The sequence below is a fragment of the Citrobacter sp. H12-3-2 genome (assembly GCF_009649895.1).
In the GTDB taxonomy this organism is placed as follows: Bacteria; Pseudomonadota; Gammaproteobacteria; order Enterobacterales; family Enterobacteriaceae; genus Citrobacter; species Citrobacter portucalensis.
Map to the genome: position 1 here is coordinate 444,361 of NZ_CP045837.1, position 26,442 is coordinate 470,802.

Annotated in this window: 24 protein-coding genes; 12 read left to right on the forward strand and 12 right to left on the reverse strand. The window is 53.0% G+C overall.

Annotated features, from left to right (window positions below):
• Positions 1-54: 54 nt before the first annotated feature.
• From GHC22_RS02185 to GHC22_RS02225, 9 genes are all read right to left on the reverse strand, one after another.
• A complete protein-coding gene (locus GHC22_RS02185) occupies positions 55-789 on the reverse strand; it encodes a carbonic anhydrase (RefSeq protein ID WP_223849040.1) in 735 nt (244 codons plus the stop codon).
• A 170-nt stretch (positions 790-959) separates the two neighbouring features.
• Positions 960-1,841, reverse strand: coding sequence for a 50S ribosomal protein L11 methyltransferase (gene prmA / locus GHC22_RS02190; RefSeq protein ID WP_100271853.1), 882 nt, complete (start codon positions 1,839-1,841; stop codon positions 960-962).
• Between the two features lie 11 nt (positions 1,842-1,852).
• The gene (gene panF / locus GHC22_RS02195; protein ID WP_020996361.1) at positions 1,853-3,304 is read right to left on the reverse strand and encodes a sodium/pantothenate symporter; all 1,452 of its coding nucleotides are present in this window, start codon (positions 3,302-3,304) and stop codon (positions 1,853-1,855) included.
• Positions 3,294-3,536 (reverse strand): YhdT family protein, encoded by a 243-nt coding sequence (locus GHC22_RS02200; protein WP_003828839.1) that lies wholly within the window; start codon positions 3,534-3,536, stop codon positions 3,294-3,296. The genes panF and GHC22_RS02200 overlap by 11 nt, the downstream gene beginning before the upstream one ends.
• Before the next feature lie 107 nt (positions 3,537-3,643).
• The gene (gene accC, locus GHC22_RS02205) at positions 3,644-4,993 is read right to left on the reverse strand and encodes an acetyl-CoA carboxylase biotin carboxylase subunit (RefSeq protein WP_003828838.1); all 1,350 of its coding nucleotides are present in this window, start codon (positions 4,991-4,993) and stop codon (positions 3,644-3,646) included.
• Between the two features lie 10 nt (positions 4,994-5,003).
• The gene (gene accB, locus GHC22_RS02210; RefSeq protein ID WP_003025210.1) at positions 5,004-5,474 is read right to left on the reverse strand and encodes an acetyl-CoA carboxylase biotin carboxyl carrier protein; all 471 of its coding nucleotides are present in this window, start codon (positions 5,472-5,474) and stop codon (positions 5,004-5,006) included.
• Positions 5,475-5,866: 392 nt separating this feature from the next.
• Positions 5,867-6,466, reverse strand: a complete 600-nt coding sequence (gene msrQ / locus GHC22_RS02215) for a protein-methionine-sulfoxide reductase heme-binding subunit MsrQ (RefSeq protein ID WP_153752132.1) — start codon at positions 6,464-6,466, stop codon at positions 5,867-5,869.
• A complete protein-coding gene (gene msrP, locus GHC22_RS02220) occupies positions 6,467-7,471 on the reverse strand; it encodes a protein-methionine-sulfoxide reductase catalytic subunit MsrP (protein ID WP_057067970.1) in 1,005 nt (334 codons plus the stop codon). It abuts the gene before it with no gap.
• A gap of 119 nt (positions 7,472-7,590) precedes the next feature.
• Positions 7,591-8,565 (reverse strand): MDR family oxidoreductase, encoded by a 975-nt coding sequence (locus GHC22_RS02225; protein WP_003828832.1) that lies wholly within the window; start codon positions 8,563-8,565, stop codon positions 7,591-7,593.
• A 225-nt stretch (positions 8,566-8,790) separates the two neighbouring features.
• Here GHC22_RS02225 and csrD point away from each other — a divergent pair, with 225 nt between their 5' ends.
• Positions 8,791-10,731 carry an RNase E specificity factor CsrD gene (gene csrD / locus GHC22_RS02230; RefSeq protein ID WP_153752133.1) on the forward strand — a complete coding sequence of 647 codons (1,941 nt, stop codon included), beginning with the start codon at positions 8,791-8,793 and terminating at the stop codon, positions 10,729-10,731.
• An 8-nt stretch (positions 10,732-10,739) separates the two neighbouring features.
• Here csrD and GHC22_RS02235 read toward each other — a convergent pair whose 3' ends face one another.
• On the reverse strand, positions 10,740-11,060 hold the full coding sequence (locus GHC22_RS02235) for a hypothetical protein (RefSeq protein WP_153752135.1): 321 nt from the start codon (positions 11,058-11,060) through the stop codon (positions 10,740-10,742).
• Between GHC22_RS02235 and mreB the strand changes: the two genes are divergently transcribed.
• From mreB to tldD, 7 genes are all read left to right on the forward strand, one after another.
• A complete protein-coding gene (mreB, locus tag GHC22_RS02240; protein ID WP_000913396.1) occupies positions 11,038-12,081 on the forward strand; it encodes a rod shape-determining protein MreB in 1,044 nt (347 codons plus the stop codon). The genes GHC22_RS02235 and mreB overlap by 23 nt on opposite strands.
• Positions 12,082-12,147: 66 nt before the next feature.
• The gene (mreC, locus tag GHC22_RS02245; RefSeq protein WP_003828827.1) at positions 12,148-13,170 is read left to right on the forward strand and encodes a rod shape-determining protein MreC; all 1,023 of its coding nucleotides are present in this window, start codon (positions 12,148-12,150) and stop codon (positions 13,168-13,170) included.
• The gene (gene mreD, locus GHC22_RS02250) at positions 13,171-13,659 is read left to right on the forward strand and encodes a rod shape-determining protein MreD (protein ID WP_003025196.1); all 489 of its coding nucleotides are present in this window, start codon (positions 13,171-13,173) and stop codon (positions 13,657-13,659) included.
• Between the two features lie 7 nt (positions 13,660-13,666).
• Positions 13,667-14,260: a nucleoside triphosphate pyrophosphatase gene (locus GHC22_RS02255; RefSeq protein ID WP_008785959.1), complete on the forward strand. Its 594-nt coding sequence runs from the start codon at positions 13,667-13,669 to the stop codon at positions 14,258-14,260.
• Positions 14,250-15,719, forward strand: coding sequence for a ribonuclease G (rng, locus tag GHC22_RS02260; protein WP_003025190.1), 1,470 nt, complete (start codon positions 14,250-14,252; stop codon positions 15,717-15,719). Before GHC22_RS02255 ends, rng begins: the two co-directional genes overlap by 11 nt.
• A 111-nt stretch (positions 15,720-15,830) precedes the next feature.
• Positions 15,831-19,631 carry an AsmA2 domain-containing protein YhdP gene (yhdP, locus tag GHC22_RS02265; RefSeq protein ID WP_020996360.1) on the forward strand — a complete coding sequence of 1,267 codons (3,801 nt, stop codon included), beginning with the start codon at positions 15,831-15,833 and terminating at the stop codon, positions 19,629-19,631.
• 147 nt (positions 19,632-19,778) lie between these two features.
• On the forward strand, positions 19,779-21,224 hold the full coding sequence (tldD, locus tag GHC22_RS02270; protein WP_153752136.1) for a metalloprotease TldD: 1,446 nt from the start codon (positions 19,779-19,781) through the stop codon (positions 21,222-21,224).
• Positions 21,225-21,310: 86 nt separating this feature from the next.
• On the opposite strand, the gene aaeR is transcribed toward tldD, so the two are convergent.
• Complete coding sequence (gene aaeR / locus GHC22_RS02275; RefSeq protein ID WP_008785957.1) at positions 21,311-22,240, reverse strand: HTH-type transcriptional activator AaeR; 930 nt, start codon at positions 22,238-22,240, stop codon at positions 21,311-21,313.
• 184 nt (positions 22,241-22,424) lie between these two features.
• Here aaeR and aaeX point away from each other — a divergent pair, with 184 nt between their 5' ends.
• The 4 genes from aaeX (at position 22,425) to GHC22_RS02295 (ending at position 25,939) form a co-directional block, all read left to right on the forward strand.
• Entirely contained in the window at positions 22,425-22,628 is a 204-nt protein-coding gene (gene aaeX, locus GHC22_RS02280; RefSeq protein ID WP_003828816.1) for a p-hydroxybenzoic acid efflux pump operon protein AaeX, read from the forward strand.
• A 7-nt stretch (positions 22,629-22,635) separates the two neighbouring features.
• Positions 22,636-23,568: a p-hydroxybenzoic acid efflux pump subunit AaeA gene (gene aaeA, locus GHC22_RS02285; RefSeq protein ID WP_057067981.1), complete on the forward strand. Its 933-nt coding sequence runs from the start codon at positions 22,636-22,638 to the stop codon at positions 23,566-23,568.
• Between the two features lie 5 nt (positions 23,569-23,573).
• Positions 23,574-25,541 (forward strand): p-hydroxybenzoic acid efflux pump subunit AaeB, encoded by a 1,968-nt coding sequence (aaeB, locus tag GHC22_RS02290; protein ID WP_153752138.1) that lies wholly within the window; start codon positions 23,574-23,576, stop codon positions 25,539-25,541.
• A gap of 119 nt (positions 25,542-25,660) precedes the next feature.
• Complete coding sequence (locus GHC22_RS02295) at positions 25,661-25,939, forward strand: hypothetical protein (RefSeq protein ID WP_003025168.1); 279 nt, start codon at positions 25,661-25,663, stop codon at positions 25,937-25,939.
• Positions 25,940-25,996: 57 nt separating this feature from the next.
• Here GHC22_RS02295 and yhcN read toward each other — a convergent pair whose 3' ends face one another.
• Positions 25,997-26,263 carry a peroxide/acid stress response protein YhcN gene (gene yhcN, locus GHC22_RS02300; protein WP_003828812.1) on the reverse strand — a complete coding sequence of 89 codons (267 nt, stop codon included), beginning with the start codon at positions 26,261-26,263 and terminating at the stop codon, positions 25,997-25,999.
• Positions 26,264-26,442: the final 179 nt, after the last annotated feature.

A 26,442-nucleotide genomic window follows, 5' to 3' on the forward strand; every position in this document is an offset into this window, starting at 1 on the left:
TTCTGCTGAATTAATCAGCAAATTACCTCGTCATTGTGTGATCGCTACCTCATTTTAGTACAGGATCTCGGTATCCCCAGAATAGCTGTCCGTAATCTTGCGTTCATTCAACGGCTGCAGCGGGCGATTGTTTGCTGGCCCAACAATGTAGTGGAATTTATCCATTTGTTCGGCAGAAAGAGCAACAGGCGTTTTCAGGATAGTCCAGGTGACGCCTTCGGTGCAGGGAGGCGTTGTTAACGAACCACGGTAGCGCCAGTAGGTTTTATTGTCGGGTAAAAGCTGGTGGATATCGACCGGCGAGAAGATGGCCATGCTGCTGTCCTCCATGGTTGGAAAGGACTCCCACAAATTTTGAATCGCCTGGTTTGGTTCGCCGATATCAAACATAACCGCCACGATAGCGATGTCTCCGGATTGATTTTTGTGGACCAGCTGCAGCTCCAGCGGATAGGTTTTACCGTTGAGGGTATGTTCGCTCGGGGCATGAAAATCAAATTGTTTTAAATAATAAAGCGTTTCATCAATTTCAATAGAATTAGATGCGTAGCTACTCATCGTTGCTTGCAACGTATGGTTAATGCTCCGAAATCTGGTTGGGCCATCGACGTACTGCATGTTCAGCGCGGGGAGACCGAGTTTACTGGTTGTGGTGGTCTGGATGTCTATGGGGGATTGGTTTATGCCTGTCTGGCACGTTGCATACGCTTTGCTGATTTCTCCCCACCGTGCGGGGCCGTTTTCTTCGGTATATCCCCATGGTACGGCCAGTGTGGTCAGTGGCATCATGCATGCTGCCAGCAAAGTTGTTGTAAAACAGTTGAAACGCATACGTTTACTCAACGAGAATCAATATAAAAAATAACAAAATCAATTGATTATTATATCGCTGAGGAAAGTGTCGGTATGCTGGTCAATTGTCTGAAAATGGCGTGGTCAGATAACCACGCCGGAAGGGATTATTTTTTCTGACCGGTAATGCGACACCACTCTTCTTTCTCGATAACCGGATCGAGCGTAAAGAGATCGGCATAGGCTTCACAGACGCTTTCCGCCTGGCTGGCAAGAATACCAGAAAGCCCCAGCAAACCGCCCTCAACGGGCAGTATGCTGATTAACGGAGCCAGTTCACGTAATGGGCCAGCAAGGATGTTGGCGACCACCACGTCGGCTTTCATCGCCTCTGGCTGGTCTTTCGGCAGATAAAGCTCCAGACGCTCAGAAACACCATTACGCTGGGCGTTATCACGGCTGGCCTGAATCGCTTGCGGGTCGATATCCACGCCAATGGCTTTCGCCGCACCCAGCTTCAGTGCCGCAATGGCAAGAATGCCAGAGCCGCAGCCAAAGTCGATAACCGTTTTGCCGTTAAGATCAAGACCGTCCAGCCATTGCAGGCACAGAGAGGTAGTGGGGTGCGTGCCTGTACCAAACGCCAGACCCGGGTCCAGCATCACGTTGACAGCATTCTCATCCGGGACATCGCGCCAGCTTGGGCAAATCCACAGACGTTCACCAAAGCGCATCGGGTGGAAGTTATCCATCCATTCGCGTTCCCAGTCTTTGTCTTCGAGCTGTTCGATTTTATGCGCGAAGCCTTCACCCAGCAGCGGATGCTGTTCCAGGATAGCAACTACTTCTTTCATGTCGGTTTCTGCATCGAACAAGCCGATAACGTCGGTATCACCCCACAGGCGAGTCTCGCCCGGCAGAGGTTCAAATACCGGCGTATCATGCGTATCCTGGAAAGTAATGGAAACGGAGCCCGCTTCCATCAGCGCATCGCTCAACTCTTCAGCGTTGGCACCGGTCGTGTTCAGTTTCAGTTGGATCCATGGCATGGCAAAACTCTTTATTTATCAGTAGTCAATATGGCGGCTTGCGGGACGGCGGAACCGAAACGGTTGCCTATCAGGAAAGCCAGCAAGCTTATCAGTAACGAGGGCACGATTGGGTGGAAGCCCAGGAACTGAACGTTAAAGGTGGCGAGTAGAGCATAAAGCACGCCGCCGACAATCATCGCGCTCAATGCGCCTGACGCGTTTGCCCGCTCCCAATAGAGGCCCAGCACCAGCGGCCACAGGAAGACGGCTTCCAGCCCGCCAAACGCCAGCAGATTCAGCCAGATAATCATCTCTGGCGGTTTCCAGGCGGCCAGCAACAGTAACGCGCCCAGCAGCAGGGTAATCACTGCCGACATGCGTTTCAGCCGGGTTTCGTTTTCCAGCTGTTCCGGGCGAAGGTTCAGGTACAGATCCTTAATAATCGTAGCGGAGCTTTGCAGCAATTGGGCATTGATCGTCGACATAATCGCAGCCATAGGTGCGGCGAGGAAGATCCCGGCAGCGACCGGCGGCAGGACTTTGACCATCAGCGTAGGGATTACCAGATCCGGTACCGTCAGGTCAGGGATTACCGCCCGTCCCAGGGCGCCCGCCAGATGCATACCAAACATCAGGATCGCCACCACGATGGTGCCGATGATAATGCCGCGGTGTACCGCTTTACTGTCTTTATAAGAGATACAGCGTACCGCCGTATGCGGCAGGCCAATCACGCCAAAGCATACCAGCACCCAGAATGAGGTCATAAACGTGGGTGACAAAATGTCATCAGCGCCCTGCGGCGAAACCAGTTTAGGATCGATAGTCTGCAGGGTTACCACCGCATTGCTGAGGCCACCGGCAGCATGAACAACGCCGACCAGCAAAACAATAGTACCAATCAGCATCACCATGCCCTGCATGGTGTCGTTCAACACGCTGGCGCGAAAGCCGCCGAACGCCGTGTATAACGCGATGCTGACGCCAAAAATCAGCAGACCGGTTTCGTAGGGGATACCCGCTGCGGTTTCCAGCAAACGTGCGCCGCCAATAAACTGTACGGTCATTGCCCCGACAAACGCGACCAACAGGCTGAGGCTCGCCAGCCATACCAGCAGGCGGCTCTGGTAGCGTGCAAATAGCATATCGTTGAGGGTAACCGCATTATAACGGCGTGCCAGAATGGCGAATTTCTTACCAAGAATCCCCAATGAGAGCCATACGGCCGGCAACTGGATCATCGCTAGCAGCACCCATCCCAGTCCGTATTTGTAAGCGGCACCAGGACCGCCAATAAACGAGCTGGCGCTAATGTAGGTTGCCGTTAGCGTCATCGCTAACACGACGCCGCCCATGGAGCGGCTGCCGAGGAAATATTCATTCAGGAAGGTACCGGTCGATCTCTTGCGCATGGCATAAACTGAGAGACCGAAGACCACCAGAAGATAGGCGACCAGCGGAAAAATAACTTCAAGCTGCATCGTCATCCTCCAACGGAATATCGCGATAGATAAACTTCACCATCGCCCAGCACAGCACGATAAAAACCAGCGGCGTTAGCAGGCAGGCCATTTCGAACCAGTGCGGTAAGCCGGTAAAACCCAGCGTTGAATCTGGTAAGTAAGCGGCCACTAACCATGTGACCAGATATAAAAGGGTTAGCCACAGCGCCCAGCGCGCCTCTTTATGGGCCTGAACAAAACGAGCGTCCATTTTTTGTCCCTTGTGGATAAAGAAAGCGGGGATTGTACCTTATGGCACGTGCGGGAGGGGAGAAAAACAAAAGGCCGGAATTTCCGGCCTTTTCGGTTAACGCACGCTTACTTTTCCTGAAGTCCGAGTTTTTTCTCCAGGTAGTGGATATTGGTTCCACCGTGCTGGAAGTGCTCGTCATTCATGATACGGATCTGCAGGTCAACGTTGGTTTTGATACCGTCGATGATCAGTTCCTGCAATGCGTTTTTCATACGGGCGATAGCGACGTCGCGGTTTTCGCCATAGCAGATCAGCTTACCGATCATTGAGTCATAGTACGGAGGTACGGTGTAGCCTGCGTAAATATGAGACTCCCAACGCACACCAAAGCCACCCGGTGCGTGGAAACGCGTGATTTTACCCGGGCTTGGCAGGAAGGTGTTCGGGTCTTCGGCGTTGATACGGCATTCTACCGCATGGCCTTTAACCACAACTTCGTCCTGCTTGATGGACAGCGGTTGACCCGCTGCGATGCGCAGCTGCTCTTTGATCAGATCAACGCCGGTGATCATTTCGGTTACCGGGTGTTCAACCTGAATACGGGTGTTCATCTCAATGAAGTAGAACTCGCCGTTTTCGAACAGGAACTCGAAAGTACCCGCCCCGCGATAGCCGATATCAACACACGCTTTGGCGCAACGCTCGCCGATGTAGCGACGCAGTTCCGGGGTAATGCCCGGCGCTGGTGCTTCTTCGACAACTTTCTGGTGACGACGCTGCATGGAGCAGTCACGTTCTGCCAGATAAATCGCGTTACCCTGACCGTCAGCCAGCACCTGAATTTCAATGTGGCGTGGGTTTTCCAGGTATTTCTCCATGTAGACCATGTCGTTATTGAAAGCGGCTTTTGCTTCCGCTTTGGTCATGGAGATGGATTGTGCCAGTTCGGCATCGCTGCGCACGACGCGCATACCGCGACCGCCGCCGCCGCCGGAGGCTTTGATGATAACCGGGTAGCCGATGCGTTTAGCATGAGCGCGGTTAGCGTCCATGTCATCGCCCAGCGGGCCGTCAGAGCCTGGGACTGTCGGTACGCCCGCTTTCTTCATCGCGGTGATTGCAGACACTTTGTCGCCCATCAGGCGGATGGTGTCGGCTTTCGGGCCGATGAAGATAAAGCCAGAACGCTCTACCTGCTCAGCAAAGTTGGCGTTCTCAGAGAGGAAGCCATAGCCCGGGTGAATTGCCACCGCGCCGGTGATTTCAGCGGCGCTGATGATAGCCGGGATGTTCAGATAGCTTTTTACGGACGGAGCCGGGCCGATACAGACCGTCTCATCCGCCAGCAATACGTGTTTTAAATCGCGATCCGCACTTGAATGCACAGCGACAGTCTTGATGCCCAGTTCTTTACAGGCACGAAGAATACGCAGGGCAATCTCGCCGCGGTTGGCGATAACAATTTTATCCAACATGTTCGCCTCGTTATTCGATGACGACCAGCGGCTCGTCAAATTCTACCGGTTGACCACTTTCTACCAGGATCGCTTTAACTACGCCGGATTTGTCGGCTTCGATCTGGTTCATCATTTTCATGGCTTCAACGATGCACAGGGTATCGCCCGCATTCACTTTCTGTCCGATTTCGATGAACGCTTTAGCATCCGGGCTCGGGGTGCGGTAGAACGTACCAACCATTGGGGAGCGTACGATGTGACCACTGATTTCCGCTGCTGCCGGAGCTTCCATACTTGGAGAGGCAGTTTGTGCGACAGCGTTAGACAGAGCTGGTTGCTGCATCACTGGTGCAGCATAAGCCTGTTGCATCATCGGAAAACTTGCAGCTGGCGCTGCACGGCTGATGCGTACAGATTCTTCGCCTTCAGAAATTTCCAGTTCGGAGATGCCTGATTCTTCAACCAGCTCGATCAGTTTTTTAATCTTACGAATATCCATGAGTGGGTTCCGTACTCTTTGTTTAGTGAGATTGTGACAGGCGTTTTACCGCCGTCTGTATAGCATTTTTATAACAGTGAGTGACAAGATGCCACGCATCTCAGGCGCTGCACTGGGTGCTGCTGCCATTAAGTGAGATTGCCAGACTTGTTAGTCATTGTGCGGCTATCTTCTGCCATTTTCGGGTAAAAGACAAAATATACCTTCAATATGCGATTGTCACCCTTTCAGCGCCTTAAAAACGCTACCGGGGATAGCAAAGTCGCACATTATAACTATTTCGTAGCAATTGGCAGCTAAATACTGGTCTTATCAGGGAAGATAATCAACCGTTAACATGTAAAGAAAATCGGATCGTCCGTGTTTTGCAACGCACTGCACATATCGTGAAACTACCGCCACCACTGGCGAAACTTCTTGTAACGGCACGCTAACAGCACCGCAGCGAGTGCTGCATAAATAATCGGTTGAGGGGAGATAGTTTTTACCGACCACAGATAATGTATGGGTGCCAGGATCGCCACAAGATAGACGAAGTTGTGCAAATACTGCCAGTTTTTACCCAGCTTTCGCTGTGCAGCCTGCGTGGACGTTAAGGTGAGGGCGAATAATATGACCCAACTGACAATGCCCAAGGTTAAATAAGGTCGCGTAATTAATTCCCGCCCTAACAACGCCAGATTATTAATGCCCAGTTCCAGTAACGCGTAGCTGGTTAAATGCAGTGTTGCCCAGGCGAAACACCATAGCCCTAACAGGCGACGTGTGCGTATCAATAATGGCTGTTTAGCGTAGCGCGCGAGTGGAGAGACCAGCAAGGTCGCCAGCAAGAATTTCAGAGCTGTCCTACCGGTAAAGTGCTGGATATCTTTGACCGGATCGGCGCTCAGGCCGCCGTGATTTATCGCCCAAAATAGCCAGATAAACGGCAAAAAACCGGCAAGATGCAGGCAAACTTTCAGCCCGGTAATATACTTTGCGGTCAGTCGCACTTAAAAATTCTCCTGCAAATTGAGTCCGCGATACAGTGACGCAACCTCTTCGGCATAGCCGTTAAACATCAGCGTAGGCTGACGCTGTACGTCCAGAATACCGCCAGCGCCAATAAAACGCTCAGTGGCCTGGGACCAGCGGGGATGATCGACATGCGGATTCACGTTGGCATAAAACCCGTATTCATTGGGCGCGGCCAGATTCCAGGTTGTCGGAGGGCGTTCGCGCGTGAGTTTGATACTCACGATCGACTTAATGCCTTTAAATCCATATTTCCACGGCACAATTAAGCGAATGGGCGCGCCATTTTGTGGCGGAAGGGCCTTACCATAAACCCCCACGGTAAGCAGTGTGAGTGGGTGCATCGCTTCATCCAGGCGCAACCCTTCTACATAGGGATACTTCAGCCCGCCGCCAATAAAGCGATCTTTTTGCCCAGGCATTTCTTCCGGAGCGTACAGCGTTTCGAACGCGACATACTTCGCATTGCTGGTGGGTTCTACCTGCGCCAACAGTTTATGTAACGGAAAACCAATCCACGGCACGACCATTGACCAGGCTTCCACGCAGCGCATGCGGTAAATCCGTTGCTCCAGCGGGAAACGGGTGGTCAAGGTATCGTGATCGAGAGTGAGTGGTTTGGCGACCTCACCACTGATTTTTAATGTCCACGGATCGGTTTTCAGGCTACCTGCGTTGGCTGCCGGATCCGCTTTGTCGAGACCGAATTCATAGAAGTTGTTGTAGCCAGAAACTTTATCCGCTGGGGTTAAAGGAAGCGAATTTTGCCAGGCGGCGGGCTTGCTGAAATCAAGCGGCTTTCCCGCGGGCGCGGGCGGGCGGTCATTACCCTTAAACCAACTCAGAAGGTCAGCCTGCGCAGAGTGGGGTAAAGACAACGCGGCTGCGCTGATCCCTAATGCTTTCAGCACATGGCGACGCTGCATAAAAAAAGCCGACTCGTCAGTGACGTCGGCTTCTGTAAATGGACGTAATTTCTTCATAACAGACTCCCGGCTTACGCGTCATAACTGACAGGGGACGCGTAGTTAATATGGCAGGGAGTCTGTAGATGTGCCGCGAAATTTCGTTAATTAAGTGTAAATTTCTGCGCCAGGGTCTGTTACTTCACCTTCACCAGCGTACGGCCTTGCACCTGGTTATTGATGATGGCATCGGCGAACTTCGGCGCATCCGCCAGCGTAATTTCCGTTGCCGCCTGAGCATAGAAAGATTCCGGCAGATCCTTAACCAGACGCGCCCAGGCTTCTGCACGGCGTGCCGGCGGGGTCATCACCGAGTCCACTCCTTGCAAACGAACGTTACGCAGAATGAATGGCATCACCGTGGTTGGCAGAGCGAAACCGCCCGCCAGGCCACAGGCGGCAACACAGCCGCCGTAGTTCATCTGCGCGAGGACTTTCGCCAGAACTTTGTCGCCAACGGTATCCACCGCGCCAGCCCACAGCTGTTTTTCCAGCGGGCGAGATTCAGCAAATTCATCACGGCCAAGAATACGATTAGCGCCCAGGCTTTTCAGGTAGTCGTGGGTGCTTTCACGACCCGAAACCGCCGCAACCTGATAACCCAGCTTATGCAGTAACGCAACGGCCGTGCTGCCCACGCCTCCGCTGGCACCAGTGACGACAATCTCACCGTCTTGCGGACGAATTCCTGCATCTTCAAGCGCCATGACGCAAAGCATGGCGGTAAAGCCAGCGGTACCGATGACCATGGCTTTACGTCCATCCAGCCCTTTTGGCAGCGCAACCAGCCAGTCGCCTTTCACGCGTGCGCGTTCTGCCAGTCCACCCCAATGATTTTCACCTACGCCCCAACCGGTCAGTAAAACCTCCTGACCCGCATGAAAACGGGGATCTTCGCTTGCACGCACGGTACCAGCGAAATCGATACCAGGAATCATCGGAAAATTACGAATGATTTTTCCCTTGCCGGTGATAGCCAGGGCGTCTTTATAGTTCAGGCTTGACCAGTGGACATCCACCGTTACATCGCCTTCCGGTAGCTGATTTTCGTCGAGGGGTTGAACGGATGCGAGGGTTTTTCCGTCCTGCTGTTCTAAGATCAAAGCCTGCATAACCTGTCCTCAAATCGTATAGTGGATTGGAAAATTAATAATGAAGACTATACTCGCTAATCAAAACATGATGCCGATTCTGCGCAATAAATTGCCAGATATACCTGATTTGGTAGTATGCCCTCACAGTTTGTATAAATTGGCGGATTTTGCGGTCAGTTTTGCATTTTAGAGTCGATTTATCACTTTCAGGCCTGTTTCATAACTGTCGGAGTTAACACAAGGATGCGATTAACGACGAAATTTTCAGCTTTTGTCACGCTGCTTACTGGGTTAACGATCTTCGTGACTCTGATCGGCTGTTCGCTGAGTTTCTACAACGCTATTCAATATAAGTTCACCACGCGCGTTCATGCGGTCGCGACGGCGATTGATACGCATCTGGTCTCCAGAGATGTCGTTGCGTTAACCCCGCAAATCGATGAACTGATGGTTTCTGTTGATATCGTGCGCATCGAACTGTTGCAGGGCGAAAACGTGGTGTATGACCACTCCCGGACCAGCAGCTACCGACCGGCAGGGACAAACAATCTCTACCACGAGATTACCGTACCGTTGGTCAAGCATCCGGGTATGTCATTGCGTCTGGTTTATCAGGATCCGATGGGTAACTATTTCCATTCGCTACTGACCACCGCGCCGCTCACGATAGCCATTGCTTTCATTATTCTGATGCTCTTTTTGTCTGTGCGCTGGCTTCAGCGTCAGCTTTCGGGTCAGGAGCTGCTGGAGATCCGTTCTACGCGTATTCTGAACGGCGAACGTGGACCGAACGTGCGGGGAACGGTCTATGAATGGCCTGCGCGTACCAGCAGTGCGCTCGATATGCTGCTGACTGAAATTCAAAATGCCCGCGAGCAACGCAGCCGCCTGGATACGCTGATTCGTTCCTATGTCGCGCAGGATACAAAAACCGGGCTAAGCAACCGCTTGTTCTTTGATAACCAACTGGCCACGCTGCTGGAAGATCAGGAAAAAGTAGGCTCGCATGGCGTCGTGATGATGGTGCGCCTGCCGGACTTTACGCTGCTGCGCGATAGCTGGGGAATCACCCTCGCGGAAGAACAAATCTCGACGCTGATCAATTTGTTGTCGACTTTTATGACGCGCTATCCGGGCGCGTTGCTGGCGCGCTACCACCGTAGCGATTTTGCTATTCTGCTGCCGCACCGTACGCTGAAAGAGGCGGAAAGTATCGCCGGGCAATTATTAAAAGCGGTAGATGCACTTCCGGCTAATAAAATGATCGATCGTGCCGATATGGTTCATATTGGCATTTGCGTTTGCCGCAGCGGTCAGTCGCCGGAGCAAGTGATGGATCATGCTGAAGCCGCCACCCGGAATTCGGTATTGCAGGGCGGAAATAGCTGGTCGGTCTATGATGACTCGCTGCCGGAAAAAGGTCGGGGCAACGTACGCTGGCGAACGCTGATCGAACAGATGCTCAGCCGGGGCGGGCCAAGAATTTATCAAAAGCCTGCGGTAACGCGCGAAGGCCGGGTGCACCATCGGGAGTTGATGTGCCGTATTTTTGATGGCAACGAAGAGGTCATTTCGGCGGAATATATGCCGATGGTCCTGCAATTTGGTCTGGCAGAAGAATATGACCGTTTGCAGATAAGCCGTCTGATCCTGCTTTTGGGCTACTGGCCGCAGGAAAATCTGGCGATGCAGACAACGGTTGAATCGCTTATTCGTCCACGTTTTCAGCGCTGGCTGCGTGATACGCTGATGCAGTGCGAAAAATCATTACGCAAACGCATAATTATTGAACTTGCTGAGGCAGATGTCTGTCAACATATCAGCCGGTTACAGCCTGTCATCAGATTGATGAATGCGCTGGGCGTGCGTATTGCCGTTACGCAGGCGGGGTTAACGCTGGTGAGCACCAGTTGGATCAAAGAGCTTAACGTTGAGTTATTGAAGCTTCATCCAAGTCTGGTGAGGAACATTGATAAGCGAACGGAAAATCAGCTTCTGGTTCAAAGCCTGGTGGAGGCCTGTTCGGAAACACCCACGCAGGTTTACGCCACGGGCGTACGTTCGCGTAGTGAGTGGCATACGCTGACAGAACGCGGAGTTGCGGGTGGGCAAGGAGATTTTTTTGCCGCATCACAACCACTTGACACTAACGTGAAAAAATATTCGCAAAGATACTCGGTTTAACCTGCCGTTTAATTTGTTTTCACGTAGAATAACGCGCGCTGTGCCTTCTGGGGGTGTGCTTGCCTGCTCGCCAGGTTGTAACAGCAAACATGCAGGTGAATGACCTTTGACAGGTTGCAAACAAAAGCGAGGAGTGCTGCTGATTTATTCAGCCCTGATGGACTCAGGCCGGTTTTGTAACAAAGGAAACGAACTGCACTAATTTTCACCGTAGCAGATGATTTTTGCGCCTTGTCGCTGCTGCGTGTGGTTGGTAAAGTAAGCGGATTTTGTTTTCCGCCCCAGCTTTCAGGATTATCCCTTAGTATGTTGAAAAAATTTCGTGGCATGTTTTCCAATGACCTGTCCATTGACCTGGGTACCGCGAATACCCTTATTTATGTAAAAGGACAAGGCATCGTATTGAATGAGCCTTCTGTTGTGGCCATTCGTCAGGATCGTGCCGGTTCGCCGAAAAGCGTGGCTGCAGTAGGTCATGATGCGAAGCAGATGCTGGGTCGTACGCCGGGCAATATCGCTGCAATTCGCCCAATGAAAGACGGCGTTATTGCTGACTTCTTCGTGACTGAAAAAATGCTCCAGCACTTTATTAAGCAAGTGCACAGCAATAGCTTCATGCGCCCAAGCCCGCGCGTACTGGTGTGTGTACCAGTTGGAGCAACTCAGGTTGAACGCCGTGCGATCCGTGAATCCGCTCAGGGCGCAGGTGCTCGTGAAGTCTTCCTGATCGAAGAGCCGATGGCGGCCGCGATCGGTGCGGGTCTGCCAGTTTCTGAAGCAACCGGTTCAATGGTTGTGGATATCGGTGGTGGTACCACTGAAGTTGCCGTTATCTCCCTGAACGGCGTGGTTTACTCCTCTTCTGTCCGTATTGGCGGCGACCGCTTTGATGAAGCCATCATTAATTATGTTCGTCGTAACTACGGTTCTCTGATCGGTGAAGCGACCGCAGAACGTATTAAACACGAGATCGGTTCCGCTTATCCGGGCGACGAAGTGCGCGAAATCGAAGTTCGCGGTCGTAACCTGGCTGAAGGCGTTCCGCGCGGCTTTACCCTGAACTCTAACGAGATTCTGGAAGCCCTGCAGGAACCACTGACCGGTATCGTGAGCGCAGTAATGGTTGCACTGGAACAGTGCCCGCCGGAACTGGCGTCTGACATCTCCGAACGCGGTATGGTGCTGACCGGTGGCGGTGCGCTGCTGCGTAACCTTGACCGTCTGTTAATGGAAGAAACCGGTATTCCAGTTGTTGTTGCTGAAGATCCGCTGACCTGCGTGGCGCGCGGCGGCGGCAAGGCGCTGGAAATGATCGACATGCACGGCGGCGACCTGTTCAGCGAAGAGTAATCGGATGCAGGTTGGGTAGCCCCCGCGGGTTGCCCTTCCGCTCTGATACGAGAATACGCATAGACTATGAAGCCAATTTTTAGCCGTGGCCCGTCGCTACAGATTCGCCTTATTCTGGCGGTGCTGGTGGCGCTCGGCGTTATTATTGCCGACAGCCGCCTGGGTACGTTTAGTCAAATCCGAACGTACATGGATACCGCCGTCAGTCCTTTCTACTTTATCTCAAATGGTCCTCGTGAATTACTCGACGGCGTGTCGCAAACGCTGGCTTCGCGTGACCAACTCGAACTTGAAAACCGGGCGTTGCGTCAGGAACTGCTGCTGAAAAACAGCGAACTACTGATGCTGGGGCAATACAAACAGGAGAACGCGCGTTTGCGTGAGCTGCTGGGATCGCCATTGCGTCAGGACGAACAAAAGATGGTGACGCAGGTCATCTCAACGGTTAATGACCCTTACAGCGATCAGGTCGTGATCGACAAGGGGAGCGTTAACGGCGTCTACGAAGGCCAGCCGGTTATTAGCGACAAAGGCGTAGTAGGTCAGGTCGTGGCGGTGGCTAAATTGACCAGCCGCGTGCTGCTGATTTGCGATGCGACGCATGCGCTGCCCATTCAGGTACTGCGTAATGATATCCGCGTGATCGCTGCGGGTAACGGCTGCACCGACGATCTTCAGCTCGAACACCTGCCGGCTAACACCGACATTCGCGTTGGCGATGTGCTGGTCACCTCGGGTCTGGGTGGACGTTTCCCTGAAGGTTATCCGGTTGCTGTTGTTTCTTCCGTTAAGCTGGACACTCAGCGCGCATATACCGTGATTCAGGCTCGTCCGACTGCGGGTCTGCAGCGTCTGCGCTATCTGCTGCTGTTGTGGGGTGCCGATCGTAATGGCGCAAACCCGATGACGCCGGAAGAAGTACACCGCGTTGCGAATGAACGTCTGATGCAAATGATGCCGCAAGTTCTGCCTGCACCAGATACCATGGGACCGCCTGCGCCAATGCCAGCACCTGCAACAGGCGTGGCTCCAGCGCCCGCAGATACCACGCCGCCACAACCTGCTCCGCGTAAGCCGGGAGGACAGTAAGTGGCAAGCTATCGTAGCCAGGGACGTTGGGTAATTTGGCTCTCGTTCCTTATTGCACTGTTGCTGCAAGTCATGCCCTGGCCGGATGACATTCTGGTTTTCCGGCCAAACTGGGTGCTGCTCATCTTGTTGTATTGGATCCTGGCACTGCCGCATCGCGTAAATGTGGGCACGGGATTTGTGGTGGGTGCCATACTGGATCTCATCAGCGGCTCCACGCTTGGCGTGCGCGCATTGTCGATGAGTATCATTGCTTATCTGGTCGCGTTGAAATTCCAGCTATTCCGAAACCTCGCGCTCTGGCAACAGGCGCTGGTGGTCATGTTGTTATCACTGGTCGTGGATATTATTGTTTTCTGGGCCGAGTTTTTAGTGATCAACGTCTCTTTCAGACCTGAAGTGTTCTGGAGTAGTGTAGTGAATGGTGTGCTTTGGCCATGGCTATTCTTACTGATGCGTAAAGTCCGTCAGCAGTTTGCGGTGCAATAAGGTTGATATGAATACTCTGTATCTTGCTTCAGGTTCTCCACGTCGTCAGGAGTTGCTCGCTCAGCTTGGTGTTACGTTTGAACGACTGGTCCCAGGGATTGAAGAACAGCGGCACCCGCAGGAAAGCGCGCAGCAGTACGTTTCCCGTCTGGCGCGCGAAAAAGCGCAGGCTGGCGTAGCGCTGGCCCAGCGCGATTTGCCGGTATTGGGTGCGGATACCATCGTTATCCTTAATGGCGAAGTGCTGGAAAAACCTCACGACGCCGACCATGCCGCAGCAATGCTGCGCAAACTGTCGGGCAAAACGCATCAAGTTATGACGGCCGTGGCACTGGCCGATCGCCAGCACAGTCTGGACTGCCTGGTAGTGACGGAAGTGACATTCAGAGCACTAACCGATGAGGACATCGCGGGCTATGTTGCCAGCGGTGAACCAATGGATAAAGCAGGTGCATACGGTATTCAAGGGTTGGGTGGCTGTTTTGTCAGGAAGATAAATGGCAGCTATCACGCCGTAGTCGGCTTACCGCTGGTAGAAACGTATGAGTTGCTGACCAATTTTAACGCACTGCGTGAGAAAAGGGATAAACATGACGGCTGAATTGTTGGTAAACGTAACGCCATCGGAAACTCGGGTGGCTTACATTGATGGTGGTATTCTGCAGGAAATTCATATTGAACGTGAGGCGCGACGCGGAATCGTAGGCAATATCTACAAAGGTCGTGTAAGTCGTGTACTTCCGGGTATGCAGGCGGCTTTTGTAGATATTGGACTGGATAAAGCCGCATTTCTTCACGCTTCTGACATCATGCCGCACACCGAATGCGTGGCGGGTGAAGAACAAAAACAGTTCACCGTACGCGACATCTCTGAACTGGTGCGCCAGGGGCAGGATCTGATGGTGCAGGTGGTAAAAGATCCGTTGGGAACTAAAGGCGCACGCCTGACGACGGACATCACGCTTCCTTCCCGTTATCTCGTCTTTATGCCGGGGGCTTCGCACGTTGGCGTATCCCAACGTATCGAAAGCGAAACCGAACGCGAACGCCTGAAAAAAGTGGTGGCGGATTACTGCGATGAGCAGGGTGGCTTCATCATTCGCACGGCGGCGGAAGGCGTATGTGAAGAGGATCTGGCCTCGGATGCTGCCTACCTGAAGCGCGTCTGGACGAAAGTCATGGAGCGTAAAAAGCGCCCGCAAACGCGCTACCAGATGTACGGTGAATTGGCCCTGGCACAGCGCGTGTTGCGTGACTTTGCCGATGCGCAGCTTGACCGCATCCGCGTCGACTCCCGTCTGACCTATGAGGCGTTACTGGAATTTACGGCGGAATATATCCCCGAGATGACCAGCAAGCTGGAACATTACAGCGGGCGCCAGCCTATTTTTGATCTCTTTGACGTTGAGAATGAAATCCAGCGCGCGCTGGAACGCAAAGTTGAGCTGAAGTCCGGCGGCTATCTGATCATCGATCAAACCGAAGCGATGACCACCGTGGATATCAACACCGGCGCGTTTGTTGGGCATCGTAATCTTGATGACACTATCTTTAATACTAATATTGAAGCAACGCAGGCCATTGCTCGTCAGCTGCGTCTGCGTAACCTCGGCGGTATTATCATTATCGATTTTATCGACATGAATAATGAAGATCACCGTCGCCGGGTGCTGCACTCCCTGGAGCAGGCTCTGAGCAAGGATCGCGTAAAAACCAGCATTAACGGTTTTTCACAGCTGGGCCTGGTGGAGATGACGCGCAAACGCACACGTGAAAGCGTGGAACATGTACTGTGCAACGAGTGTCCGACCTGCCATGGGCGTGGTACGGTGAAAACGGTGGAAACCGTATGCTATGAAATCATGCGCGAAATCGTGCGCGTACACCATGCATATGACTCTGACCGTTTCCTGGTTTATGCCTCTCCGGCAGTGGCTGAAACCCTGAAAGGTGAAGAGTCACATGCGCTGGCGGAAGTTGAGATCTTTGTCGGCAAACAGGTCAAAGTACAAATCGAACCGCTGTATAACCAGGAGCAGTTCGACGTCGTCATGATGTAAATCGTGTAGTGGCACCCGCGCATGTAGGCCGGATAAGGCGCAAGCGCCGTTATCCGGCAATATTCACTCAAGGGGTGTGAGTCATATTTTTTGGTAGACAAGGAGAGGCGCGTGAGGCGATTGCCGGGGATTTTACTGCTCACTGGAGCCGCATTCGTTGTCATCGCAGCGCTGCTGGTCAGTGGACTGCGCCTTGCGTTACCTCATCTTGATAGCTGGCGTCCGGCCATTCTTGGCAAGATTGAATCCGCCACAGGTCTGCCTGTTTCCGCTAGCCAGCTTTCTGCCAGCTGGCAAAATTTCGGTCCTACGCTTGAAGCGCGCAATATCCATGCGCAGCTGAAAGATGGGGGAGAATTTTCGGTAAAACGCGTCACGCTGGCGCTGGATGTCTGGCAAAGTTTGCTACACATGCGCTGGCAGTTTCGCGATCTCACCTTCTGGCAACTGCAGTTGCGCACCAATACGCCTATCCAGCGCAGCGAAGGCGGAGATGGGATTGAAACCGGCCATCTCAGCGATCTCTTCCTGCGTCAGTTTGATCATTTCGATCTACGCGACAGCCATATCAGCTTTATAACCCTCTCAGGTCAACGTGCTGAACTGGCGATCCCCCAGCTTACCTGGTTGAATGGTAAAAATCGGCATCGCGCCGAGGGTCAGGTCAGCCTCTCCAGCCTGACCGGACAGCACGGCATTATGCAGGTGCGTATGGACCTGCGTGATGACGAAGGGCTGTTGAATAACGGTCGAGTTTGGCTGCAGGCAGACGACATCGACGTCAAACCATGGCTGGGCAAATGGATGCAGGATAATGTCGCGCTACAAACCGCGCGTTTTAGCCTGGAAGCATGGATGACGATCAGCAAAGGCGTCGTTTCTGGCGGTGATGTCTGGCTGAAAAAAGGCGGAGCTAGTTGGCTGGGTGAAAATCGTACGCACACGCTCTCCGTCGATAATCTGACGGCGCACATCAGCCGTGAAGAGCCGGGCTGGCAATTCTCTATTCCCGATACGCGTATCACCATGGATGATAAGCCCTGGCCGAGCGGGGCATTAACGCTGGCCTGGATCCCTGAGCAGGAAGTCGGTGGTGAGAATAACAAACGCAGTGATGAGCTACGCATTCGCGCCAGTAATCTGGAACTGGCCGGGTTAGAAGGACTGCGTCCGATGGCGTCCAGGCTATCGCCTGCGCTGGGTGATATCTGGCGGGCCACGCAACCCAGCGGCAAAATAGATGTGCTTGCGCTGGATATCCCGTTACAGGCGACAGAAAAAACCCGCTTCCTGTCCTCGTGGACCGATTTGGCCTGGAAACAGTGGAAGCTGCTGCCGGGGGCAGAACATTTCTCCGGTACGCTTGCGGGCAGCGTTGAAAATGGGGCGCTCACCGCCTCCATGAAACAAGCAAAAATGCCGTATGAAACCGTCTTCCGCGCGCCGTTGGAAATAGAGAACGGCGTGGCGACGCTAAGCTGGCTGAAGAATGATAAAGGCTTCCAGTTAGACGGGCGCAACATTGATGTTAAAGCGAAAGCGGTACATGCGCGCGGTGGTTTTCGCTATCTGCAACCGGCTGATGATGAGCCATGGTTGGGCATTCTGGCCGGTATCAGTACCGACGATGGCTCCCAGGCTTGGCGTTATTTCCCGGAAAACCTGATGGGTAAGGATCTGGTTGACTACCTCAGCGGCGCTATTCAAGGCGGCGAGGCGGATAACGCCACGCTGGTGTATGGCGGTAACCCGAATCTGTTCCCGTATCTGCACAATGAAGGGCAGTTTCAGGTCCTGGTGCCGCTACGCAATGCGAAGTTTGCTTTCCAACCTGACTGGCCTGCGCTAACCGATCTCAATATCGAACTGAACTTCATTAACGATGGCCTGTGGATGAAGACGGATAGCGTCAATCTAGGCGGCGTGAAGGCCAGTAACCTGACGGCTAATATTCCCGACTATGCAAAAGAAAAGCTACTGATTGATGCCGATATCAACGGGCCAGGCAAGGCGGTTGGACCTTATTTTGATGAGACTCCGTTGAAGGATTCTCTCGGTGCCACGCTGGAACAGTTGCAAATTGACGGCGATGTGAATGCTCGCTTACATCTTGATATTCCGCTAGACGGCTCGCTGGTTACCGCCAAAGGCGACGTCAACCTGCGTAATAACAGCTTGTTTATTAAACCACTCGACAGCACGCTGAAGAATTTGAATGGTAAATTCAGCTTTATCAACGGCGATCTGAAGAGCGAGCCGATGACGGCGAACTGGTTTAATCAGCCGCTGAACGTCGACTTCTCCACCACCGAAGGGGCGAAAGCCTATCAGGTAGCCGTGAACCTGCAAGGCGACTGGCAGCCAACCCGCATGGGGATTTTACCGGCGCAGGTCAACGATGCCTTAAGCGGCAGCATGGCGTGGAATGGCAAGGTGGGTATCGATCTTCCGTATCATGCCGGGCCGACTTACGACATTGAGCTAAAGGGTGACCTGAAGAATGTAAGTAGTCACTTACCTGCTCCGCTGAATAAAGCGCCCGGTGAAGCGTTGCCGGTGAATGTTAAGGCCAACGGTAATCTGCGCAGCTTTGAACTGACCGGCAATGCTGGCAGTAAGAACCACTTTAACAGCCGCTGGTTGCTGAATCAGAAACTGACGCTTGACCGCGCTATCTGGACGTCGGAAAGCCGTACTGTGCCCGCGTTACCCGATCAGCAAGGCATTGAGCTTAATCTTCCCCCTATGGATGGCGCGCAATGGCTGGCGTTGTTCCAAAAAGGCGCAGCGGATAACGTTGGCACTAATGCCAACTTCCCACAACGCATCACCGTGCGTACGCCATCGTTATCCCTGGGCGGTCAGCAGTGGAATAATTTGAGTATTGTGTCTGAGCCTGCGAGCAATGGCTCCATTGTGCAGGCGCAGGGTCGTGAAATTAATGCCACGCTGGCGATGCGCAATAATGCGCCATGGCTGGCCAATATTAAGTATCTTTATTACAACCCCAGCGCGGCGAAAGCGTCACCGGGCAACACATCAGCCTCGCCGTTTTCCGCCGTGGACAACTTCAGCTTCCGCGGCTGGCCGGACCTTCAGTTACGCTGTGCCGAGTGCTGGATGTGGGGACAGAAATATGGGCGCATTGATGCCGATGTAGCAATTAAAGGCGACACGCTAACGTTGAGCAACGGTCTGTTGGATACGGGCTTTGCCAGACTGACCACCGATGGCGTGTGGGTGAATGCGCCGGGCAAAGAGCGAACGTCACTGAAGGGTAAACTGAGCGGCAGTAAAATTGACTCCGCTGCCAGTTTCTTTGGCGTATCGACCCCGATTCGTAATTCTTCGTTCAACGTGGAGTATGACCTGCACTGGCGTAACCCGCCATGGGATCCGGACGAAGCTTCGCTGAATGGGATTTTGCGTACCCGGTTGGGCAAAGGTGAGCTTACCGAACTCAGTACCGGGCATGCGGGGCAACTGTTGCGACTGCTGAGCTTTGATGCGTTGCTACGTAAACTGCGTTTTGATTTTAGCGATACCTTCAGTGAAGGTTTCTATTTCGACTCGATTCGCAGCACGGCGTGGATCAAAGATGGTGTGATGCATACCGACGACACGCTGGTGGATGGTCTGGAGGCAGACATTGCGATGAAAGGCTCAGTGAACCTGGTCCGTCGGGAGCTGGATATGGAAGCCATTGTCGCGCCTGAAATTTCTGCCACCGTAGGGGTTGCCGCTGCGTTTGCTGTCAACCCGATTGTCGGTGCGGCGGTGTTTGCTGCCAGTAAGGTTCTGGGACCATTGTGGAGCAAAGTTTCGATTTTGCGTTATCGCATCACCGGTCCGGTCGATAAACCGCAGATTAACGAAGTTCTGCGTCAGCCGCGCAAAGAAAGCCAGCAATGATTTGACGGGGGCAAGTAATTGCCCCAATCTCAGTACATAGTATTGCCGGATGGAGCAGCGCTTATCCGGCCTACAGTAGCCTAACAACGTAGGCCGGATAAGGCATTTTTGCCGCCATCCGGCAGAATTAAATGAGTAACCAAAACGATGAGTCTGAACCTGGTAAGTGAACAATTGCTAGCGGCGAATGGCCTGAAACATCAGGATCTGTTTGCCATTCTGGGCCAACTGGCCGAACGCCGTCTTGACTACGGCGATCTCTATTTTCAGTCGAGCTATCACGAATCCTGGGTTTTAGAAGACCGCATCATTAAAGACGGCTCTTACAATATCGATCAGGGTGTTGGCGTGCGCGCCATCAGCGGCGAAAAAACAGGGTTTGCCTATGCAGACCAGATCAGCCTGCTGGCGCTGGAGCAAAGTGCTCATGCTGCCCGTACTATCGTGCGTGACAGCGGTGACGGCAAAGTAAAAACGCTAGGAGCGGTTGAGCATCAGGCGCTTTACACTTCGGTTGATCCGTTACAGAGCATGAGCCGCGAAGATAAACTGGATATTCTGCGTCGCGTTGATAGCGTGGCCCGTGCCGCCGACAAACGCGTCCAGGAAGTAACCGCCAGCCTGACCGGTGTTTATGAACTGATTCTGGTAGCAGCGACCGACGGTACGTTGGCCGCTGACGTTCGTCCGCTGGTACGCCTGTCCGTAAGCGTACAGGTCGAAGAGGACGGTAAGCGCGAGCGCGGTGCCAGCGGTGGTGGCGGTCGTTTTGGCTATGACTATTTCCTTGGCGACCTTGATGGTGAAGTCCGTGCTGACGCGTGGGCGAAAGAAGCCGTACGCATGGCGTTAGTTAATTTGTCCGCGATAGCAGCGCCTGCTGGTACGCTGCCGGTAGTACTCGGCGCTGGCTGGCCTGGCGTTCTGCTGCATGAAGCGGTCGGTCATGGTCTGGAAGGTGACTTTAACCGCCGTGGTACCTCGGTATTCAGCGGTCACATGGGTGAGCTGGTGGCGTCGGAACTGTGTACCGTTGTGGATGATGGCACAATGGCGGACCGTCGTGGCTCTGTGGCTATTGATGATGAAGGCACACCGGGTCAGTACAACGTGCTGATCGAAAACGGTATTCTGAAAGGCTACATGCAGGACAAACTGAACGCGCGCCTGATGGGCGTCGCGCCAACGGGTAATGGTCGCCGTGAATCTTACGCGCACCTGCCGATGCCACGTATGACCAACACCTACATGCTGCCGGGGAAATCCACGCCGCAGGAAATCATCGAATCCGTTGAATACGGCATTTATGCGCCTAACTTCGGCGGCGGCCAGGTGGATATCACCTCCGGGAAATTTGTGTTCTCGACGTCTGAAGCGTATCTGATTGAAAACGGTAAAGTAACCAAACCGGTGAAAGGCGCGACGCTGATTGGGTCTGGTATCGAAGCGATGCAGCAGATTTCAATGGTAGGTAACGACCTGAAGCTGGATAACGGGGTTGGTGTGTGCGGTAAAGAAGGGCAGAGCCTGCCGGTGGGCGTGGGCCAGCCGACGCTGAAGGTGGATAACCTGACGGTGGGTGGTACTGCATAACATCATGATGTATGCCCGATAAGCACCAGCGCTATCGGGCATCTTTCCGGACGCGGCGTCAACGCCTTATCCGGCCAATACTCTTTTTATTTCTCTTTTCCCCGGCCGTACATCCCCTGAAAAAGCTGCGCTACATCAACAAAATACTCCGTCAGATAGTTAATCACCACCTGGACCTTGAGCGGCAGTTTGTCTTTTTCGGTATATAGCGCATAGACCGGACGCGGATCCGACTGGTAGCGGGGAAGGAGGATCTCCACTTCGCCACGATTGATCTCATTGATCACCCACATCAGCGGCACATAGGCAATGCCCGCACCCGCAGCCAGCCAGCGCACCAATGTCATCGGATCGTTAGTCACAAAACGCCCCTCTGGGATCAGGCGGGTGGAAATTCCTTCCGGAGCGATAAGCTCGAATTCATTATCCGGGCGCACGCTGTATTCCAGCCACGAGTGGTTGCTGAGATCGGCGGGTTTCTCCGGGGCACCAAACTGTGCGAGATAGCTTTTAGCCGCGCAGACTACCATCGGCATGGCACCCAGGCGACGCGAGAACAGACTGGAGTCCTGCAACGCACCGACGCGGATAACCACGTCCAGACCATCGGCGATTAAATCCGGGGCCGGGATGCCTGTTACCAGATTTACCGTCAGACCGGGGTATTCCTTCAGCATGGTCGCGGTCAATCCGGCGAGGACATTTTGTGCCATGGTTGAAGAACAACCAATTCGCAGCGTGCCGATGGGCGTGTTGTTAAAGGCATAAAGCTGCTCGTGAACATCCTGCGCTTCGTGCAGCATTCTCCGGCAGCCCTGGTAGTAAATTTTACCGGCTTCGGTCAGCCCAATGCTGCGTGTACTGCGGTTTAGCAGCTTAACCTGTAGCTCATCTTCCAGTTTGGAGACCGTCTGGCTTATCGATGAAACGCTCATTTGTAGCTGTCTTGCGGCGGCGGTGAAGGAGCCCAGTTCGACGACTTTGGCGAACACCGACATACGTTTTAATCGTTCCATTGTTCACTCTGGCTTAAAAGTGATTTAGATCACATAATATAGATAACAGCATAACAGTTACGTTAATATATTATTATTCAAATAACAGCTATGTCGCTCTCGCCTGGCTCATCCTTGCCCTTCTCTGCGGTGACATACGCTAGAAAATCTATCACCTGCACTCTCTTAAGTTACCAAGGTCAACATGAGTCTGTTTCCCGTTATCGTGGTGTTTGGTTTGTCCTTCCCACCGATTTTTTTCGAATTACTTTTGTCACTGGCGATTTTCTGGCTGGTGCGCCGGATGCTGGTTCCAACCGGCATCTATGATTTTGTCTGGCATCCGGCTCTGTTTAACACCGCGCTGTATTGCTGCCTGTTCTATTTAATAACGCGCCTGTTCGTTTGAGGTTGAAGTGAAAACACTAACAAAAAAACTCTCCCGTACGGCCACGACTCTCGTACTGGTCATTCTGGCCTTCATCGCTATTTTTCGCGCATGGGTGTATTACACCGAGTCGCCATGGACACGTGATGCGCGTTTCAGCGCAGATGTCGTCGCTATTGCGCCGGATGTTGCGGGTCTTATTTCCAACGTTAACGTCCATGATAACCAACTGGTGAAAAAGGATCAGATTCTGTTCACCATCGATCAGCCACGCTATAAGAAAGCCCTTGAGCAGGCCGAAGCTGATGTTTCTTATTATCAGGTTCTGGCCCAGGAAAAACGCCAGGAGGCTGGCCGTCGTAACCGCCTGGGCGTGCAGGCCATGTCTCGTGAAGAGATTGACCAGTCAAACAACGTCCTGCAAACCGTATTACACCAGCTTGCGAAAGCACAAGCGACCCGCGACCTGGCAAAATTAGATCTGGAACGTACCGTCATTCGCGCACCAGCAGACGGTTGGGTCACTAACCTGAACGTTTATAGCGGCGAATTTATTACGCGTGGTTCCACAGCGGTGGCGCTGGTCAAGCAGCATTCTTTCTATGTGCTGGCCTATATGGAGGAAACCAAACTGGAAGGTGTTCGCCCTGGATATCGCGCTGAGATCACCCCGTTGGGCAGTAATAATGTCTTAAAAGGCACCGTTGATAGCGTGGCGGCGGGGGTAACAAATGCCAGCAGTACGCAGGATGCAAAAGGTATGGCGACCATTGATTCAAATCTGGAATGGGTGCGCCTGGCGCAGCGTGTACCGGTACGAATCCGCCTTGATGAGCAGCAGGGAACTCTGTGGCCTGCCGGGACAACGGCTACCGTTGTCATTACCGGTAAGCAGGACCGTGATGCAAGCCAGGAGTCCTTCTTCCGTAAAATGGCGCACCGCCTGCGCGAGTTTGGTTAATCGCGATGGGTATTTTCTCCATTGCCAATCAGCATATCCGCTTTGCGGTAAAACTGGCGTGCGCGATTGTACTGGCGCTGTTCGTTGGTTTTCACTTCCAACTTGAGACTCCGCGTTGGGCGGTGCTGACTGCAGCCATTGTGGCGGCAGGCCCGGCCTTTGCTGCCGGTGGGGAACCCTATTCAGGGGCTATTCGCTATCGCGGCATGCTGCGTATTGTCGGGACATTTATCGGTTGTATTGCCGGACTGATCATTATCATCAGTATGATCCGCGCTCCGTTATTGATGATCCTGGTGTGCTGTATCTGGGCCGGATTTTGTACCTGGATCTCGTCACTGGTGAAGATCGAGAACTCCTATGCCTGGGGGCTTTCGGGCTATACGGCGCTGATCATCGTCATTACCATTCAGGCCGAACCGCTGCTGACGCCGCAATTTGCGCTCGAACGTTGCAGTGAAATTGTGATGGGGATTGTCTGTGCCATTGTGGCCGATCTACTTTTCTCTCCCCGTTCGATAAAACAAGAGATTGATGTTGAGCTGGACAGCCTGCTGGTGGCGCAATATCAACTGATGCAGTTGTGCATTAAGCACGGCGACAGCGAGGTTGTGGATAAAGCCTGGGGCGATTTAGTCCGTCGTACGGCAGCGCTGGAAGGTATGCGCAGTAACCTGAATATGGAGTCTTCACGCTGGGGGCGTGCTAACCGCAGGCTTAAGGCATTGAACACGCTGTCGCTCACGCTCATCACGCAGTCCTGTGAAACCTATCTTATTCAGAACACCCGACCGGAACTGATTACTGATACTTTCCGCGAGTTGTTCGATACGTCGGTTGAAACGGTGCAGGATGTCCATAAACAGTTGAAGCGGATGCGTCGGGTGATTGCCTGGACCGGCGAGCGCGAAACGCCGGTCACCATATACAGCTGGGCAGGTGCGGCGACGCGCTACCTGCTGCTCAAACGTGGTGTGGTGAGTAATACCAAGATTAGCGCTACGGAAGAAGAGATCCTGCAAGGTGAGCCGGTGGTGAAAGTGGAGTCTGCCGAGCGTCATCATGCGATGGTTAACTTCTGGCGTACCACGCTTTCTTGTGTGCTGGGGACCTTATTCTGGCTATGGACCGGATGGACCTCCGGCAGCGGTGCAATGGTGATGATTGCGGTCGTCACCTCGCTGGCAATGCGTTTGCCAAATCCTCGCATGGTGGCGATAGACTTTATCTATGGGACGTTGGCAGCGTTACCGCTCGGAGCGCTCTATTTCCTGGTGATTATCCCTAATACGCAACAAAGTATGCTGTTACTGTGCCTGAGCCTGGCGGTGCTGGGATTCTTTCTGGGGATTGAGGTACAGAAACGACGGCTGGGATCGATGGGGGCGCTGGCCAGCACCATTAATATCATTGTGCTGGATAACCCGATGACCTTCCACTTTAGCCAGTTCCTTGATAGTGCGCTGGGGCAGATTGTTGGCTGCGTGTTGGCGTTTATCGTCATTCTGCTGGTGCGTGATAACTCTCGTGACAGAACAGGCCGCGTATTGCTCAACCAGTTTGTTTCGGCGGCGGTTTCAGCAATGACCACCAATGTAGTCCGTCGTAAAGAAAATCATCTTCCGGCACTTTATCAGCAGCTGTTTTTGCTGATGAACAAGTTTCCCGGCGATCTGGCGAAGTTTCGCCTGGCGCTGACGATGATCATCGCGCACCAGCGCCTGCGTGATGCACCGGTACCGGTAAACGAGGATCTATCCGCATTCCATCGCCAGCTTCGTCGTACTGCCGATCACGTAATTTCAGCAGGAAATGACGACAAGCGCCGACGCTACTTTAGCCAGTTACTGGAGGAGCTCGAGGTCTACCAGGAGAAATTAATTATCTGGCAAGCACCGCCGCAGGTGACCGAGCCGGTAAAACGACTCAGTGGGATGCTGCACAAATACCAGCATGCGCTGGTCAGTAATTAAGAGTTGTAAACCGACGCTAAAAGCGTCGGTTTTTTTATGGCTATACTTAGCTGAAAATGCGAGAGACCCCTGGATATTGGCGGTCTGTAGAGTAGCTGGCGTCGGGATGGTGGCTATAGATGAACATCTATACATTTGATTTTGACGAGATAGAAGATCAGGGCGATTTCTACCGCGAGTTCACGCGCACATTCGGTCTGGCCCGGGAAAAGGTGGTTGATTTGGATTCTCTGTGGGAGGTGGTGATCGGGGAAGTCTTACCGCTGCCGCTGGAGATTGAATTTGTCCATTTACCGGACAAGCTGCGCAGGCGATACGGCGCGTTGATTTTACTGTTCGATGAAGCGGAAGAAGAGCTGGAAGGGCAGTTGCGTTTTAACGTTCGTCACTCAATGTAAGACATAAAAAAGCCCCCGGCAGGCGGGGGCAAGTCGTCGGACTTAGACGACGAGGGTTTATTTGTAGAGTTCTGCAGTAGCGTGCCAGTGAGCACCTTCACGGAGTTCGGTGACGCGATAGCTGCTGGCGCCTGCTTTTTCAGCTTTAGCGGCGATGGCCTGACGCATGTCCATTGGTGAACTACCGATCTGAGAGACGGAGACGCTACCGATGGATTGCAGATTCTGTGCTTCTTGTGAGTTCACCTGAGTAACCGCGGCGCTTGCACCGAAGGAGAGAACAGAAAGAAGGCTTAAGGTTGCAATAGTAGTTTTGATTTTCATGATATTTACCTCGTCGAATTCTTTTATTGGGGGTCTGTGTTTCGTGACCCTCATCACAAAATCAAGTATACACTAATCACCTGATAAATTAATACCACGCTAATTGTTTCATTGGGTTTTGAGTGTTAAGAAAATGATTTTTTATAACTCAATGGAATTAAAAAGAGCATTTCAAACAG

What these genes read in the sequence shown, in the direction of transcription:
- aaeR (WP_008785957.1), bottom strand. Translation starts at nt 22,240, where the DNA reads ATGGAACGATTAAAACGTATGTCGGTGTTCGCCAAAGTCGTCGAACTG.
- mreC (WP_003828827.1), top strand. Translation starts at nt 12,148, where the DNA reads ATGAAGCCAATTTTTAGCCGTGGCCCGTCGCTACAGATTCGCCTTATT.
- GHC22_RS02235 (WP_153752135.1), bottom strand. Translation starts at nt 11,060, where the DNA reads ATGCCACGAAATTTTTTCAACATACTAAGGGATAATCCTGAAAGCTGG.
- GHC22_RS02185 (WP_223849040.1), bottom strand. Translation starts at nt 789, where the DNA reads ATGATGCCACTGACCACACTGGCCGTACCATGGGGATATACCGAAGAA.
- rng (WP_003025190.1), top strand. Translation starts at nt 14,250, where the DNA reads ATGACGGCTGAATTGTTGGTAAACGTAACGCCATCGGAAACTCGGGTG.
- prmA (WP_100271853.1), bottom strand. Translation starts at nt 1,841, where the DNA reads ATGCCATGGATCCAACTGAAACTGAACACGACCGGTGCCAACGCTGAA.
- tldD (WP_153752136.1), top strand. Translation starts at nt 19,779, where the DNA reads ATGAGTCTGAACCTGGTAAGTGAACAATTGCTAGCGGCGAATGGCCTG.
- aaeX (WP_003828816.1), top strand. Translation starts at nt 22,425, where the DNA reads ATGAGTCTGTTTCCCGTTATCGTGGTGTTTGGTTTGTCCTTCCCACCG.
- GHC22_RS02225 (WP_003828832.1), bottom strand. Translation starts at nt 8,565, where the DNA reads ATGCAGGCTTTGATCTTAGAACAGCAGGACGGAAAAACCCTCGCATCC.
- panF (WP_020996361.1), bottom strand. Translation starts at nt 3,304, where the DNA reads ATGCAGCTTGAAGTTATTTTTCCGCTGGTCGCCTATCTTCTGGTGGTC.
- accB (WP_003025210.1), bottom strand. Translation starts at nt 5,474, where the DNA reads ATGGATATTCGTAAGATTAAAAAACTGATCGAGCTGGTTGAAGAATCA.
- mreB (WP_000913396.1), top strand. Translation starts at nt 11,038, where the DNA reads ATGTTGAAAAAATTTCGTGGCATGTTTTCCAATGACCTGTCCATTGAC.
- yhcN (WP_003828812.1), bottom strand. Translation starts at nt 26,263, where the DNA reads ATGAAAATCAAAACTACTATTGCAACCTTAAGCCTTCTTTCTGTTCTC.
- GHC22_RS02295 (WP_003025168.1), top strand. Translation starts at nt 25,661, where the DNA reads ATGAACATCTATACATTTGATTTTGACGAGATAGAAGATCAGGGCGAT.
- csrD (WP_153752133.1), top strand. Translation starts at nt 8,791, where the DNA reads ATGCGATTAACGACGAAATTTTCAGCTTTTGTCACGCTGCTTACTGGG.
- accC (WP_003828838.1), bottom strand. Translation starts at nt 4,993, where the DNA reads ATGTTGGATAAAATTGTTATCGCCAACCGCGGCGAGATTGCCCTGCGT.
- aaeB (WP_153752138.1), top strand. Translation starts at nt 23,574, where the DNA reads ATGGGTATTTTCTCCATTGCCAATCAGCATATCCGCTTTGCGGTAAAA.
- GHC22_RS02200 (WP_003828839.1), bottom strand. Translation starts at nt 3,536, where the DNA reads ATGGACGCTCGTTTTGTTCAGGCCCATAAAGAGGCGCGCTGGGCGCTG.
- GHC22_RS02255 (WP_008785959.1), top strand. Translation starts at nt 13,667, where the DNA reads ATGAATACTCTGTATCTTGCTTCAGGTTCTCCACGTCGTCAGGAGTTG.
- msrP (WP_057067970.1), bottom strand. Translation starts at nt 7,471, where the DNA reads ATGAAGAAATTACGTCCATTTACAGAAGCCGACGTCACTGACGAGTCG.